At 42.1% G+C, this 14,898-nt stretch carries 14 protein-coding genes; 5 read left to right on the top strand and 9 right to left on the bottom strand.

The window, feature by feature from the left end; translation table 11 throughout:
• The first annotated feature begins 414 nt into the window (after positions 1-414).
• Entirely contained in the window at positions 415-615 is a 201-nt protein-coding gene (locus ACFORE_RS04080; protein ID WP_000633907.1) for a DUF3173 family protein, read from the top strand.
• A 26-nt stretch (positions 616-641) separates the two neighbouring features.
• Positions 642-1,835 (top strand): site-specific integrase, encoded by a 1,194-nt coding sequence (locus ACFORE_RS04075; RefSeq protein ID WP_000237797.1) that lies wholly within the window; start codon positions 642-644, stop codon positions 1,833-1,835.
• 67 nt (positions 1,836-1,902) lie between these two features.
• On the opposite strand, the gene guaA is transcribed toward ACFORE_RS04075, so the two are convergent.
• Positions 1,903-3,465, bottom strand: coding sequence for a glutamine-hydrolyzing GMP synthase (guaA, locus tag ACFORE_RS04070; RefSeq protein WP_298192772.1), 1,563 nt, complete (start codon positions 3,463-3,465; stop codon positions 1,903-1,905).
• A gap of 535 nt (positions 3,466-4,000) precedes the next feature.
• On the opposite strand from guaA, the gene ACFORE_RS04065 reads away from it, so the two are divergent.
• Genes ACFORE_RS04065 through ACFORE_RS04055 form a run of 3 tightly spaced genes read left to right on the top strand, consistent with a single transcriptional unit; the run spans position 4,001 to position 5,897 of the window.
• Positions 4,001-5,458: an alpha-amylase gene (locus ACFORE_RS04065; protein ID WP_168260793.1), complete on the top strand. Its 1,458-nt coding sequence runs from the start codon at positions 4,001-4,003 to the stop codon at positions 5,456-5,458.
• Positions 5,459-5,491: 33 nt separating this feature from the next.
• A complete protein-coding gene (locus tag ACFORE_RS04060; RefSeq protein WP_239472444.1) occupies positions 5,492-5,653 on the top strand; it encodes a hypothetical protein in 162 nt (53 codons plus the stop codon).
• Positions 5,654-5,657: 4 nt separating this feature from the next.
• A complete protein-coding gene (locus ACFORE_RS04055; RefSeq protein ID WP_300773581.1) occupies positions 5,658-5,897 on the top strand; it encodes a hypothetical protein in 240 nt (79 codons plus the stop codon).
• 42 nt (positions 5,898-5,939) lie between these two features.
• Here ACFORE_RS04055 and ACFORE_RS04050 read toward each other — a convergent pair whose 3' ends face one another.
• The 8 genes from ACFORE_RS04050 to prfA form a co-directional block, all read right to left on the bottom strand.
• A complete protein-coding gene (locus ACFORE_RS04050) occupies positions 5,940-7,682 on the bottom strand; it encodes an ABC transporter ATP-binding protein (RefSeq protein ID WP_264879331.1) in 1,743 nt (580 codons plus the stop codon).
• A complete protein-coding gene (locus tag ACFORE_RS04045) occupies positions 7,679-9,409 on the bottom strand; it encodes an ABC transporter ATP-binding protein (protein ID WP_204984341.1) in 1,731 nt (576 codons plus the stop codon). Before ACFORE_RS04045 ends, ACFORE_RS04050 begins: the two co-directional genes overlap by 4 nt.
• A gap of 22 nt (positions 9,410-9,431) precedes the next feature.
• Positions 9,432-10,034 carry a lysozyme family protein gene (locus ACFORE_RS04040; protein ID WP_154454316.1) on the bottom strand — a complete coding sequence of 201 codons (603 nt, stop codon included), beginning with the start codon at positions 10,032-10,034 and terminating at the stop codon, positions 9,432-9,434.
• The gene (locus tag ACFORE_RS04035; protein ID WP_168260790.1) at positions 10,034-11,008 is read right to left on the bottom strand and encodes a nucleoid-associated protein; all 975 of its coding nucleotides are present in this window, start codon (positions 11,006-11,008) and stop codon (positions 10,034-10,036) included. The genes ACFORE_RS04040 and ACFORE_RS04035 overlap by 1 nt, the downstream gene beginning before the upstream one ends.
• 21 nt (positions 11,009-11,029) lie before the next feature.
• Positions 11,030-12,280 (bottom strand): serine hydroxymethyltransferase, encoded by a 1,251-nt coding sequence (gene glyA / locus ACFORE_RS04030; protein ID WP_235300349.1) that lies wholly within the window; start codon positions 12,278-12,280, stop codon positions 11,030-11,032.
• 92 nt (positions 12,281-12,372) lie between these two features.
• On the bottom strand, positions 12,373-12,972 hold the full coding sequence (locus ACFORE_RS04025) for an L-threonylcarbamoyladenylate synthase (protein ID WP_154454313.1): 600 nt from the start codon (positions 12,970-12,972) through the stop codon (positions 12,373-12,375).
• Entirely contained in the window at positions 12,965-13,795 is an 831-nt protein-coding gene (gene prmC / locus ACFORE_RS04020) for a peptide chain release factor N(5)-glutamine methyltransferase (protein ID WP_204984343.1), read from the bottom strand. Before prmC ends, ACFORE_RS04025 begins: the two co-directional genes overlap by 8 nt.
• Positions 13,795-14,874, bottom strand: coding sequence for a peptide chain release factor 1 (gene prfA, locus ACFORE_RS04015; protein WP_154454311.1), 1,080 nt, complete (start codon positions 14,872-14,874; stop codon positions 13,795-13,797). The genes prmC and prfA overlap by 1 nt, the downstream gene beginning before the upstream one ends.
• Positions 14,875-14,898: the final 24 nt, after the last annotated feature.

Genomic DNA, 14,898 nt, shown 5'->3' with positions numbered 1-14,898 from the left:
TGTTCAGTAGGTTTTGATAGGCTAACAAGCCAAACGTTCTTTGACAACCAAATAAAGGCAATCGAATACGTTTCGGTAAGAAAAGAGCTGATGAACTAACACGCCATGACCTACAAAATTAGTGAGCGATTCATGTTAGTAATTCGAAAGTAATCTTTAGCAGGATTGCTGCCATGACTTTCTTATCGTGATAATGATACTCCCGTATAGCCATAGTCCGAGCGTTAGAAGCGTCACAGGCAATGGGTACGGCTACATGAGAACCATGCAGAAGTGAAATTCCTGTGAGCTTTGCTAGAGCTGTTCGATTGCTAAGATATTCTTCTCTTGTCAGTGTATTATTATAAAACTATTTGATATAATTATAGGTGAATATTGGAGTTTTCCTAGCCTATAATTGGGAAAGGAGTAATAATGATAACGGTCACAAAAAAGGATTTAGTTGAGCTAGGATATGGAACTTCTTTTTCAGCAGACATCATAAAAAAAGCAAAAGAATTGATGATTACAAAAGGGCATATCTACTATCAATCTCGAAAGCTAGATAGAGTCCCTCGTGAAGCTGTTGAAGAAATTCTAGGAATTCGGTTTTCAAATGAAAACAGGTCTGAGTAGTTTTTGCACAGTAAGGAGTAAAAACTATGGTTAAAGACCCAATAAAAAAAGCAAAGAATGGAACCTATTATTTTCGTGCAAATCTAGGTTATGATTCTAAAGGGAAAAAAATTCAAAAATATCGTAGTGGATTCACTACTAAAAAAGAAGCAAGAGAAGAATATTCGAAACTGCTATTGATGAAACCAGAAGAATTAAGTGAGAATAAGGATAAAATGACGTTTAAACATTATATCTTTGAAATTTTCCTTCCATGGTATAAGACACAGGTAAAGCTCAGAACATATGAAAATCGCTTACCAACTATTAAGAAGCATTTCTCTTATTTTGATAAAATGGCTGTTTCCGATATTGAGCCTATTGATGTGCAAAATTGGCAACTAAAATTATCAAAGAAGTGTAAGTCTTCTTATGTAAGAGCTGTTCAAGGACTATTTTCAGTTGCTATGGATCGAGCAATTGTCCTTGGGATAACCACCACAAATCCATCTAAGATTATTGGCAATGTGAAAAAGCAAAAGTCTAAAATTGAATTTTGGACAAAAGAAGAATTTGAAAAAGTAATCTCTCTAATTTACAAAGAAGATTACTATCAACACTTTTTATTTATCTCTCTGTGGTTTTTATTTATGACTGGAATGCGAATTGGTGAAGCTACTGCCATTCAATGGGAAGATATTGATTTTGACTCAGGAGTACTAACCATCAACAAAACACTCTATTACAAGAATCAATCGAATTATAGATTTGTTGAACCAAAAACAAAGGCGAGCGTTCGTCATATTGTATTAGATAAATGCACATTAACTTATTTATCCGAATGGAAGGAAGTACAACAAAATCTAATTCAGACAGACTTTGTAATGAGCTATAACGGTATTCCTACCCAAAAACATACACTATCATATGCTATTGAACGCTATGCTAAGCTGGCTGGTATCCATCGAATCAGAATCCATGGGTTACGGCATTCTCATGCTTCCTTGTTAATCAGTATGGGAGAAAATCCACTTATCATTAAAGATCGTCTAGGACACGAAGATATTGAGACGACTTTAGGAACGTATGGACATCTTTATCCTAACAGTAATTTCGAGGTAGCTAACAAATTAAATGGAGCCATTTCCTTTAAAGAAGCAAAACAAAATTATGATACTTCACCAAAGAATCAATTTACTGTAGACTACTTGCGAAACAAAGAAATGAAAAAAGTGCAATAAAAGTGCAGTAAAAAGATAAGAAGAGCCAGAAACCCTTGGTATAAGAGGATTTCTAGCTCTCCTACAACTACTCCCACTCTACTGTTGCAGGTGGTTTACTTGTAATATCGTAGACGATGCGGTTAACGTGGTCCACTTCGTTTACGATACGAACAGAGATTTTTTGCAAGACATCCCAAGGGATACGAGCGAAGTCTGCGGTCATGCCGTCGATTGATGTGATGGCACGGATAGCGATAGTGTAGTCGTAAGTACGACCGTCACCCATAACCCCAACAGAACGAACGCCAGTGTTAACAGTGAAGTATTGCCAAATGTCACGGTCAAGACCTGCTTTAGCGATTTCTTCACGGAGGATGGCATCTGATTCGCGGACAGTTTCCAAGCGTTCTGCAGTGATTTCACCCATGACACGGATAGCCAAACCAGGTCCTGGGAATGGTTGACGCCAAACCACTTCGTCTGGCATACCAAGAGCTGTTCCAAGCGCACGAACTTCGTCTTTGAACAAGGTATTCAATGGCTCGATAAGTTCAAATTGCATGTCTTCTGGAAGACCACCAACGTTGTGGTGTGATTTGATGGTTTGGGCAGTATCTGTACCAGATTCGATGACATCAGTGTATAGCGTTCCTTGTGCAAGGAAATCAACACCTTTTAGCTTGCTTGCTTCATCATCAAAGACGCTAACGAATTCATTTCCGATGATTTTACGTTTTTTCTCTGGGTCTTCTACGCCAGCCAATAAGTCCAAGAAACGTTTTGAAGCGTCAACGCGGATGATGTTAAGTCCGAATTTGCCACCAAGCATTTCCATAACTTGGTCACCTTCGTTTTTACGAAGCAAACCATGGTCAACGAAGATACATGTCAATTGGTCGCCGATAGCGCGTTGAAGAAGGACTCCAACAACAGATGAGTCCACGCCACCAGAAAGTCCTAAAAGCACTTTGCGGTCACCAACTTTTTTGCGAATTTCGTTGATTTGCAAGTCGATGAAATTATCCATTGACCAGTCACCTTTAGCCCCACAAATTTTGAAGGCAAAGTTGCGCAAAATGTCGTTACCATATACAGAGTGACGCACTTCTGGATGGAATTGGATACCGTAAATGTTTTTCTCAGTGTTTTCAATAGCAGCGTAAGGGCAATCAGCCGAATCACCAACCAAGTGGAAACCTGCTGGGATTTCTGTAACGGCATCACCGTGGCTCATCAAAACCGTTTGCTCTTTTGGTGTATCTGCAAAAAGTTTTGATTCTGCTTTTAGGCGAAGTGTTGATTGGCCGTACTCGCTATTACCTGTTTGACCAGCTGGCACTACTTTTCCGCCGAGCTTATCAGTCAATAATTGCATCCCGTAACAGATACCAAGAATTGGAATACCCAATTCAAAAATAGCTTCATCAATACCAAAAGCATTGTTCGCATAAACAGAATTAGGACCACCAGAAAGCACAATTCCGATTGGATTGATTTCACGAACTTCATCGGCTGTGATTTTGTGGCTTCTCAATTCAGAGAACACACCAAATTCACGAATGCGACGTGCGATTAATTGGTTATACTGGCTACCATAATCAAGAACAATGATTTTTTGAACATCAGTCAATGTAGATTTGTCAGTCATTATTACCCTTTCTATATCGTCGGCAAACCGCCAACAGTAATCATAGCCCATTGTAACATATTTTTTCTTATTTAGCATTATCTATTTTTAGGTAAGAAAAAAACAGAACAGCTAAAAACTGTTCTGTTTGGAGTTAATATGAAAAGGATCGGTATGCTATTAGTATATAAGATGTGGCCCTAAATCACATCCGTCTAAAGTCCTATTTTTTGAAAAAAGAGTTATTTTGTCATGAGGATGTTAGATTTCAGTCAATTGACTCATGTCAAAACATTTGAAAAGTTTTTAAGCGGGCGTTAAGATTATTTGGTTATATTATAAGAAAATCCTAAAACTTTTCTTTTTCATAATCTCCATAGGTGAGGGCTTCTAGAGCTCTTGCTTTTTTATTGTTCCCAAATAACCACAAACAGTCTGCCTTGTCAGTTGCATGTTATATTTCAGAAAAGGTTGTACTTTACGCAAACGGTTGCGTTATTTTATCTTTTTGGTACAATGGAAGAAACAGCTTTTTCTTTTTAGGAGATTTATTTTTATGACAAATGAAACCTTAATGCAGTATTTTGAATGGTATTTGCCTGATGATGGTAAGCACTGGCAAAACTTGGCTGCTGCTGCACCGCAATTAGCTAAAAAAGGGATTACGAAGATGTGGCTTCCGCCTGCCTTTAAGGCAACGCACTCGGCTGATGTGGGGTACGGTGTTTACGATTTGTTTGATTTGGGAGAATTTGAGCAAAAAGGCAGCGTTCGGACTAAGTACGGTACCAAGGCTGACTATCTAGCGACTATTAAAAGCCTGAAAGATAACGGCATTGAACCTATGGCGGATGTGATTTTGAATCACAAGGCTGCTGCTGACCACACGGAAGTCTTTACCGTGGTGGAGGTGTCGCCTGAGGACCGCACCAAGGTCTTGAGCGAGCCTTTTGAAATCGAGGGTTGGACCAATTTTACCTTTGCAGGTAGAAAGCATAAATACAACGCTTTTGAGTGGCACTGGTACCATTTCACTGGGACTGACTACGATGTCAAGACAGGCAAGACAGGTATTTTTCAGATTCAAGGGGATAACAAAGGTTGGGCGAACCAAAATCTGGTGGATGGTGAAAACGGTAACTACGACTATCTCATGTACGCTGATTTGGACTTTAAACACCCTGAGGTCATTCAAAATATCTACGACTGGGCGGACTGGTTCGTGGAAACGACTGGCATAACAGGTTTTCGTTTGGACGCTATCAAGCACATTGATTCTTTCTTTATGGGGAATTTCATCCGCGATATGAAAGCCAAATACGGCGATGATTTCTATGTCTTTGGGGAATTTTGGAATAGCGATGAACAAGCCAATACGGATTATCTGGAAAGCACGGATTTTCGTTTTGACTTGGTAGATGTGCGACTGCACCACAATTTATTTGACGCGAGCCAAGATGAGCAATTCGATTTGCAGACGATTTTTGAGGGAACGCTGGTTAAAAACCACCCTGATTCTGCGGTGACTTTCGTCGATAATCACGATACCCAGCGTGGACAGGCTTTAGAATCAACGATTGCCGAGTGGTTTAAGCCTGCAGCCTATGCTCTCATTCTCTTGCGACAAACAGGACTTCCTTGTGTTTTTTATGGGGATTATTACGGCATTTCTGGTGAATTTGCCCAAGAGAGCTTTAAAGATGTGATTGACCGCCTACTTCTACTGCGTCAAACGGTGGTTTACGGCGAGGAAGTGGATTATTTTGATGAGGAAAATTGCATCGGCTGGACTTGCCTTGGCGATGACCAGCACCCAAATCCTCTAGCGGTTGTGATTAGCAATGGCAAAGCGACCTCAAAACGCCTTTTTGTTGGGGAAAATTGGGTTGGACAAGCCTTTGAAGATGCCCTATACCACTACCCTTTGCCTGTCACGATTGATGCGGACGGTTATGGGGACTTTCCAGTGGGTGAAAAATCGGTGAGTGCTTGGGTACCACTTGGGGTCTTGTAGGTCCTTTCGCTTAGTGATTGAGGAGGACTTGCCATGAAGGGAAACAACCGTATTTGGTACATTGGCTATGCCCTGTCACTCCTGCTTATTGTAATGATGTTTTGCAATGATTTTTCTAAAACGATGGATATGGCGCTTATCTTTTTGTTTAGTGCGGTTTTTAGCATTTCTTACATTCAGTTTGCTGCACCATAAAATGATGCGAACAGACACAACTTATCGCATCAGCGTCAAGACAGAACGCAATACCTTTATCAAGGAAAAGGCAGGCAGCATTGCTCTGATGATAACCATGATTTTTCTGGGAATTGTCACGGTTTTGCTGATTGCATTGGATTATTTTTTACCAGCTATCATGACAGGGACGCTGATTTTACTGCAACCGATATTGCTCATTCTAATCAGCAATATCCTTGAAAAACAGTATCCTGATAACTAAAAAATACCTCTCTCATGGGAAACATGAGGGAGGTATTTTGGCTTAAAAGGCACTGTCGTGTGCGGTTTGCATTTGGTAATAAACACCTTTTTTCGCCATTAAGGCATGGTGTTTACCGTATTCGACCACATCCCCGTCAACCATAACGAGAATGAAATCCACGTTTTTGATGGTTGATAGACGGTGGGCGATAATAAAGCTGGTGCGTCCTTTCATCAAGGTTTCAAAGGCTTCTTGCACCAAGAGTTCTGTCCGTGTGTCAATTGACGATGTGGCTTCGTCTAAAATCAAAATTTTCGGTGATTTGATAAAGACACGGGCAATGGTGAGCAATTGGCGTTGTCCCTGTGACAATGAAGCGCCTGCATCAGCCAGATAAGTGTCGTAGCCGTTTGGCAATTGACGGATAAAGAAATCGGCATTGGCAGCCTTAGCTGCTGCGATGACTTCTTCTCTTGTGGCATTTGGATTTCCGTAAGCAATGTTATCATGGACGGTACCAACCTTGAGCCACGTTTCTTGCAAGACCATTCCGATTTGGTGACGTAAGGCCTCCGCGTCGTAATGGGACATTGGCACGCCGTCTAAGTCAATTGAGCCGCTATTTAACTCGTAGAAACGCATCAAGAGATTGATTAGGGTTGATTTCCCTGCTCCTGTTGGCCCAACAATCGCGACTTTTGAAGCTGGCGGAATAGACAAGTCCAGATGTTTAATCAAGGTTTTTTGGCTGGTATAACCAAAAGAAACGGCTTTGAAATCAATTTGCCCTTTAATGTTTTCAACGTCCAGCTCTATTTTCACTGGGAGCAGTTCGCTTTTTTCATCCAAAATGCTATACAGACGCTCTGCACAAGCCAAGGTGCTCTGCAATTCTGACAAGACAGATGAAATGTCATTGAAAGGCTTGGTGTATTGGTTGACGTAGTTTAAGAAGGTGGTCAATTCTCCAATCGTGAAGGCACCTGACATGATGCGCAAGGCTCCAACCCCTGACAAGAGGGCATAAATCAAACTATTGATAAAGCGAGTGGCTGGGTTCACCGTTGAAGAATAGAAAATAGCCTCTTGAGAATAATCGGCATAAGTATTGTTAATGCCTGTAAATTGCTCGATTGTGGTATTTTGAGCGTTTAAAAGGTGGACCAAACTTTCCTGACGAATCATTTCCTCGATATACTGAGTTTGTTGACCACGTGATTTGGTTTGATTTTGGTACAATTGGTAACTTCTTTGGGCAATAAAACGTGCCAAAAAGAGTGATAAGGGCGTCAAAATCAAGACCAGACCAACCATTAACAAATCAATATCAGCCATAGCCACAATGGTAATGACAATGGTTAAAATACCGATGAAAAATTGATTAAAGACCATTAACAAACCGTTGCTTAATTGTTCAGAATCGGTCGTGACGCGGCTGACGAGGTCGCCAGCGCTCTTGCGGTCCAAATAAGCAATGGGCATTTGATTGAGTTTTTCCATGACTTTTTGCCGCAATTGGTAAACGAATTGGAAGGTCAAGCGGTTATAAATCAAAGGATTAACCCACTGAATCAAGGTGTTGAGTCCGACGACGGCAATCATCTTGGCAATAATTGGCAACAACAGTTGAATGGAATTGGGTGATAAAACAACATCAACCGCATCCCCGATGAGAATAGGGAGGTAAACGGTCAAGCTCACTTGCATCAGGGTTCCAATGGTTGCTCCCAAGACCAGCCATCTTTGTGTCAACAAATCTTTGATTAAGCGTTGGGTGGTCTGTGTTTGATAGCGTGCTTTCATCCTAAACCTCCTTCTTCTTCAGAATGTTGTGAGTAATGGATAGCCTGATAAACCTTGTTGTGAGCTAACAAGTCATCATGTGACGCAAAGCCTAATTGCTTGCCTTGGTCTAAGAGCAAGACCTTGTCAGCAGCTTTTAAGCTATTGGTGCGTTGTGAGATGAGAATCAAAGTGGTGTCCTTCAATTCTTCATGAATGGCTGTCAATAGCTTGGCTTCAGTCAAGTAGTCCAAGGCTGATGTGGAATCATCCAAAATCAAGAACGGCGCTTCTTGCACCAAGGCGCGAGCAATGGTCAACCGTTGACGCTGCCCACCTGAGAAATTACGCCCAAAAGCTTCCACCACGGCATCCAATTGCCCTTCTTTTTCTGAAACAAATTCAGTGGCTTGGGCAATATCCAAGGCACGCCAAAGCTGTTCATCGCTAATCTTTTCTTTTAATCCAAAGGTCAGATTAGAACGAATGGTTCCTTGGAACAGCTCTGCTTTTTGCGGCACGACATTGACCCACGAACGCCATTCTTTCAAGGTTTTAGGAGAGTGTTGCTTTTGGAAAATGTTCAAACTTCCCTCTTGTGGGGTGTACAGGTGCGTTAGCAATTCCACCAAGGTTGATTTTCCTGCTCCTGTCCCTCCGATAACCCCGATAAAGGCTCCTGGAGTGATGGCCAGGTTAATATCAGACAAGGCAGGCTCAGCTGCGGATGGGTAAGTGAAACTCATGTCCTTGATGCTAATAGCAAGGTCAGACGTTTTTTGTGGCAATGGGGTATTCAAATTTTCTGACGGCATCTCAAACACTTCGGTCATGCGTTTAGCACTGATGAACGATTGGTTTAGCGATGTGACTAACATGGTCATCTTGAGCAATTCTGTCAAAATCTGCAAGAGATAATTAACCAAGGCAATCAACATCCCTTGTGACAATAAACCTTGTCCGATAGATAGATTTCCCTGCCAAATCACGATAATCAGCGTGCCGTTAACCACGACATAAGTCAAAGGGGTCACTAAGCTAGACAAGTACCCTGCCTTAAGTTGCAAGCGCGTGTAGCCTTGATTAGCAGCAGAGAATTCCTCTTCTTCTTTGTCCACCTGTCCAAAGGCACGGATAACGCGAGCACCTTCTAATTGCTGACGCGTCAGACGCACAATGTGGTCGATAGCCAGACGAATTTTTGCATAAATGGGATTTAGCAAGCGTGACATCACAAAGACCAAAGTAAAGAGAATGACCACCATCAAAACAAAGGCAATGGTCAATTTTGGGCTAATGGTAAAGGCCATGATAATTGACCCAAAGACAATGATAGGTGCGCGTAAAAAGAGGCGTAGAAATTGGTTAATACCTGTCTGAATCTGATAAGTATCACTGGTTAGACGCGTAATCAAACTAGAAGCGGTTATGCGATCACGGTCCTCCTTACTCAAACTCATGATTTTCTTAAACAAATCCTGCGTGAGCTGACGGGTGTAGCCGACGGCAGCTTTTGATGAGAAATACTGGGCTGTAATAGCAACGATTACACCTACAATAGCCAAAAAAAAGAGCAAGCCAATCATGGCATACAACTGTGGCTTATTATGGTGGGGAATGATGGTATCAACGATTCTAGCAATAATAATGGGAACTAACAGTTCAAAAGAAGCTTCAAATAATTTAAAAAGGGGCCCCAAGATTGTCTCTTTCAGGTACCCTTTAAAATACTGTCCTAATGCTTTCATTTTCTACTTTCTAAAACATATGTTAAAACAAGCTCATCAACTCAATCAGATAGAGATTGAAATGAACTTCGCGTGAGTAATAGATATTACCACCGTTTTTGTACAATTTTCCTCCAGATATGAGTGCTATAGGGTGGTGGTAAAAATAACTTTCCCCAGTGGTGTTTCCAAGACTGGGAGCAACGACATTTTTGGAATATTCAGTGGCTAATGCAATGGTACTCTTACCACCATGATTAGCAACATAATCAATATAAGCCGTTCCAAAATTGTAGGCTTGCACTGCCGTCCAAACATCCACGCCCTTTTCCTCAGCTAAGGTAAGGTTTTTAGACAAGAGAGTGACGCCCTGACGGATACTGGTTTGGCTATCCGTAATGGAATTGGCAACTCCTGAGGTGCTTTCGCTGGATTGCATAACGTCCCCATCACTGCCCTTGGTTTCCGTGTAAATCATGGCCAAAACCAAGTCAACATTGGCAGTGGTGTCATTGGTCGCCAAAATCTCCTTCACCATAGTTTTATATTGCAAGACATTATGTACGTTGACATAAGTGTCGTGAATTTGAAAGCCAGCAAAGAAAACAAGCCCAAGTATAACCAAACGTCTGATACATTTAAACATTATTTATTTTGAATATCCTCTATATTTTTGATTAGGATGGAATAGGTTCCATTTGGGTTTTGAATAAATTCGACTGACTCGGCATCCTCATAGACATTATTGGGAACAATGAGTTGAATGCCATTTGAAAGTGAGAGTTTCTGATTTTCCAGTTTTTTACTCTGACGCGAATGGTCAATATCTGATAGTTGAATAGGTTCTGGAATGCTTTCTTTCAATTCATCCACAAAGGTCAGACGGGCAGTCAGGTTGCTATCAAACAATTGGTCAGCTAGCTTTTCAGGCGACAACTCCTCTTCTTCCAAGTTTTTATGGATAGCTGCTTTCATTTTCGATTGAAAAGCAAAGTCATCTTGCTGAAAATTTTCAGCGATTTTCTGAGCAGTCTGTTCCACCATTTTAATGGATTTTTTCACAGATTGTTCAGGCTGAACTTGCAAGAGATTTTCTGAAAAATAATGAGCAAAACTGCCATTATGCTTAATTCGCTTCTCGATAAGATAGTAATTGCGATTTTGACGGTTGACAATCAAGGCCTCATCAGGTACTTGTGCAGCCGTTGGCAGATTGTTTTGCGTGATTTTCAAAGGATTATCATTATCGCTTGAAATATGTGTGAAATTTTCTTTCAAAGCAACCCGCAAAAAAGCAAAGTGCTCCATGCCATCCTTGTCAAATTGAATGAAAATGAGGTCATTGACTTTTTGGTTGTCAGACAAGACAAATTCTTCTTTCCAAAGCTGGGCAATCTGAACCGATGATTCCAGCAAATCATCGGTGAGATAGCTCCAAAAGACATTGTCCTTAGAAAAAGTGCCACGCTTGGCTTCGTCTGAAAAGACTTTACTGAGTTTTTTGCGAAAATACTCATCAATTCGCGGCGTCAGAGTCAACGGTTGGTCTGACAAGATTAGGTCAGTGTCGTTGGGTGTGAATTGGTGAATCACAATCCGTTTAATATATAAATCAATCATGTTGGCTGTTTTAAGTGTTCGTTAGTAGAGCGGGAAAGCATCTGTTAGAGCCTTCACGTCCTGACGAACCTCCTCTAAAATAGTTTCGTTTTGGTGATTTTCTAGGGTCTTGACAATCAATTCTGCAATCGTACGTGATTCAGCTTCGCCCATGCCACGACTAGTGATGGCTGGGGTGCCGATGCGAATGCCTGAGGTTTTAAAAGGCGATAAGGTTTCAAATGGAATCACATTTTTGTTCAAGGTAATATTGACTGATTCCAAAATGTTTTGGGCCACTTTGCCATTTTCAACGACCTTCGTCACGTCAACAAGAAAGACGTGGTTGTCTGTTCCTCCTGAAATGACGCGGAAATTTGGGTGTTGGGTAAAAACCTCTGCCATAGCGGCAGCATTTTTCACCACCTGCTCACCGTAAGTTGTGAAAGCAGGGTCCAGGGCTTCTTTGAAGGCAACGGCTTTTCCAGCAATGACGTGCATCAAGGGTCCACCTTGCAAGCCAGGAAAGACCGCAGAATTAATCTTCTTAGCTAGGGCTTCATCATTGGTTAAAATCAAGCCACCACGAGGCCCACGTAGGGTTTTGTGGGTTGTGCTTGTTGTGATGTGGGCATAAGGAACAGGGCTTGGGTGATGACCTGAAGCGACTAACCCCGCAATGTGCGCCATATCCACCATCAAATAAGCCCCAACGCTATCAGCAATGTCACGGAAACGTTTGAAATCAATGATGCGAGGATAAGCTGACGCTCCTGCAACGATGAGTTTTGGCTGGGTTTTCAGCGCTAATTGAGCTAGAGCATCGTAGTCAATGCATTCAGTGACGGGGTCCACGGTGTATGACACAAAGTGATAAGTTTTTCCTGAAAAGCTAACGGGTGCTCCGTGCGTTAGGTGCCCACCAGCCGCCAAATCCATGCCCAAAACAGTATCGCCAGGTTGGATTAAAGCCATGTAGGCAGCGGCATTGGCTTGACTTCCTGAGTGCGGTTGAACATTGGCAAATGCAGCACCAAAGAGTTCTTTTGCACGGTCAATGGCAAGGTTTTCGACCACGTTCACGCAGTCTGTTCCCCCGTAGTAGCGTTTACCTGGGTAACCTTCAGCGTATTTATTGGTCAAAACGCTACCTTGTGCTGCCATGACAGCTTTTGACACCACATTTTCAGAGGCGATGAGTTCAATGTTGTTTTGTTGGCGAACTTCTTCAGCGTGCACGGCAGCCCAGAGTTCTTGGTCAAATGCTTCGTAGTTTTCCTTGTCAAAAATCATAACCTGATCTCCTTTTTGATAAGTCCAAGTGACACCCTTGTCGTCAAGTCTGTCAAAGCCAAAACATTATGAGAAAAATTCCCCCTAAAAACCTAATTGGATTCAAACGATAATTCAGGTGCCACAGCCAATAATTCCGCCTTGGTAATGGCACCTTGGCGCAAAATTCGAGCTGTTTCTCCAGATAAATCTAAAATAGTTGAATCCACGCCTGTTAGGGCAGCATCATCTGCCAGCCCTGTCACCTCGTTGTTGAACTGGGTTTTAATATCAGCAAAGATTTTCCCACTTTCTCGCCCAGAGATATTGGCAGAAGGACCAATTAAAGGCCCTGTTTGCTGAATCAATTCCAAGGTTTTTGGGTGATTGGGAATTCGAAAACCAATTGTTGATAAGCCAGAATTGATCCAAGCTGGCACACGGTCATTGGCCTGTAAAATAATGGTCAAAGGACCAGGTAAAAAAGCCTCGTAAAGTGTTTTGAGGTAGCTGGGTTGATTTTTTGAAAACGCTAAAATGGTTTCCAAATCAGCCACATTAAGATTCATCGCCTTGTCTTTTGGACGACGTTTGAGTTGGTAAACGTGCTCAACTGCTGCTTCATTCATGGCTTGCGCAAATAGTCCGTAAACCGTTTCTGTCGGCAAAATCACCGCTCCGCCATTTTCTAAAATCTCTTTTAAATTAGCCATTATCCATCACGACCATTCTATCTTTTCCAAATACATCTTGTAATACCCGCACGCGCTTGCCAGGAAAATGCTGCTCCAGCAAGTTTCGCAAACCGTCACCTTGCTTATACCCAATTTCAAAATAAAGCTTTCCTTGCTCGGTTAGGTAGTTGCTAGCTTCTTCGATAATCCGACGGTAAATAGCAAAACCATCTTCGTCTGCAAACAAAGCCAAATGCGGCTCTGAGGCCAAAACATTCACACCCACTTCATCCTTATCGTCAAAGGCGATATAAGGCGGATTGGAAACAATGATATCAAATGTTCCTGTCAGATTGCTAAATACATCAGATTGCACCCAATCAATCTTGACTTGGTGTTTCCCCCCATTGTCACGCGCTAGGTTTAAGGCATCTATTGAAATATCAGACGCTGTCACTTGCCAATCTGTCCGCGCAGCCTTGAGTGAAATGGCAATCGCCCCGCTACCTGTACCGATATCTAAAACACGTTTATCTGCTCCGCTATTTTCCTTTAAAATCAACTCAACCAATTCTTCGGTTTCTGGTCGCGGAATCAAAACGCGCTCATCCACGGCTAAAGCTAAATCGCGGAAATAAGCCGTACCTGTGATGTATTGAGGGGAGCGGTGCTGGCTTAGTTGGGACATAATCCCTGCCAACACTTGCTCGTCCTCGGACGTCACAGATTGATTTTGATGTAAAATGTAATCCAGCAAAGTCCAGCCTTTGATGTCACGAAAAACGTAAGCAAGGTTTTCGGGGGCTTCGCCAAGGTTTTGTAACTGTTTTTCTAATTGGCTGATGGTTTCAGCGTAATTCATTATTGATTCAACTCTTCTAATTTCTTGGTTTGGTCAAAGAGAATCAAGGCGTCAATGATTTCGTCCAATTTTCCTGACAAAATGCTATCCAATTTTTGCAAGGTCAAACCGATACGGTGGTCTGTCACACGGTTTTGTGGGAAATTATAGGTACGAATACGTTCTGAACGGTCACCAGTACCGATGGTTGATTTACGTTCGGCGTCTTGTTCGTTTTGAGCGATTTGGGCAAAGTGGTCAGCCACGCGCGCACGAATAATTTTCATGGCTTTGTCGCGGTTCTTTTGTTGGGTACGTTCTTCTTGCATTTCCACTTTAATACCTGTTGGAATGTGGACCATACGAACGGCTGTCGCTACTTTGTTGACGTTTTGTCCACCAGCACCTGAGGCATGGTAGATATCCACGCGCAAGTCTTTTGGATCAATTTCGTATTCGACTTCTTCTACTTCAGGCATAACCAAGACGGTCGCTGTTGAGGTGTGAACACGCCCTTGGCTTTCTGTTACAGGAACACGTTGCACACGGTGGGCACCTGATTCGTATTTCAATTTAGAGTAAACCGATTGACCAGATACCATGACCACTACTTCTTTGATACCGCCGACACCGTTGTAAGAAGCTTCCATGACATCAAATTTCCAACCTTGGCTTTCAGCGTATTTTTGATACATTTGCAATAAGTCACCAGCAAAAAGAGCTGCTTCGTCCCCGCCTGCTGCTCCGCGAATTTCCAAGATGATGTTTTTATCATCGTTTGGATCTTTTGGCAAGAGCAAAATCTTCAATTTTTCTTCGTATTCTTCCTTGGCAGCTTTTGACTCTTTGAGTTCTTCTTTGGCCATTTCTTCCAATTCAGGATCGCCACCAGCGTCTTTAATCATTTCTTCAGCGTCTTCGATGTTTTGAAGAATTTGCTTGTATTCGCGGTAAGCTGTCACGGTATCGCGGGTATTAGCTTCTTCGCGTGACAATTCCATAAAACGTTTGGTGTCGCTAACGACCTCAGGGTCACTAAGCAATTCTCCCAATTCTTCATAACGGTCTTCAACCGCTTGTAGCTGATCGTAAATGTTCATTGTTTTTTATTACCCTCTCTTTTT

The organism is Streptococcus alactolyticus, assembly GCF_042649785.1.
Classification (GTDB): Bacteria; Bacillota; Bacilli; order Lactobacillales; family Streptococcaceae; genus Streptococcus; species Streptococcus alactolyticus.
The sequence above is the reverse complement of the archived record's forward strand: the minus strand, read 5'-3'. Positions and strand labels throughout refer to the sequence as shown.

Excerpts from the sequence above, each read along its gene's own strand:
- ACFORE_RS04045 (WP_204984341.1), bottom strand. The coding sequence starts at position 9,409 with ATGAAAGCATTAGGACAGTATTTTAAAGGGTACCTGAAAGAGACAATC.
- ACFORE_RS04075 (WP_000237797.1), top strand. The coding sequence starts at position 642 with ATGGTTAAAGACCCAATAAAAAAAGCAAAGAATGGAACCTATTATTTT.
- ACFORE_RS04035 (WP_168260790.1), bottom strand. The coding sequence starts at position 11,008 with ATGATTGATTTATATATTAAACGGATTGTGATTCACCAATTCACACCC.
- guaA (WP_298192772.1), bottom strand. The coding sequence starts at position 3,465 with ATGACTGACAAATCTACATTGACTGATGTTCAAAAAATCATTGTTCTT.
- ACFORE_RS04040 (WP_154454316.1), bottom strand. The coding sequence starts at position 10,034 with ATGTTTAAATGTATCAGACGTTTGGTTATACTTGGGCTTGTTTTCTTT.
- ACFORE_RS04050 (WP_264879331.1), bottom strand. The coding sequence starts at position 7,682 with ATGAAAGCACGCTATCAAACACAGACCACCCAACGCTTAATCAAAGAT.
- ACFORE_RS04055 (WP_300773581.1), top strand. The coding sequence starts at position 5,658 with ATGCGAACAGACACAACTTATCGCATCAGCGTCAAGACAGAACGCAAT.
- ACFORE_RS04080 (WP_000633907.1), top strand. The coding sequence starts at position 415 with ATGATAACGGTCACAAAAAAGGATTTAGTTGAGCTAGGATATGGAACT.
- ACFORE_RS04060 (WP_239472444.1), top strand. The coding sequence starts at position 5,492 with ATGAAGGGAAACAACCGTATTTGGTACATTGGCTATGCCCTGTCACTC.
- ACFORE_RS04065 (WP_168260793.1), top strand. The coding sequence starts at position 4,001 with ATGACAAATGAAACCTTAATGCAGTATTTTGAATGGTATTTGCCTGAT.
- glyA (WP_235300349.1), bottom strand. The coding sequence starts at position 12,280 with ATGATTTTTGACAAGGAAAACTACGAAGCATTTGACCAAGAACTCTGG.
- prfA (WP_154454311.1), bottom strand. The coding sequence starts at position 14,874 with ATGAACATTTACGATCAGCTACAAGCGGTTGAAGACCGTTATGAAGAA.
- ACFORE_RS04025 (WP_154454313.1), bottom strand. The coding sequence starts at position 12,972 with ATGGCTAATTTAAAAGAGATTTTAGAAAATGGCGGAGCGGTGATTTTG.
- prmC (WP_204984343.1), bottom strand. The coding sequence starts at position 13,795 with ATGAATTACGCTGAAACCATCAGCCAATTAGAAAAACAGTTACAAAAC.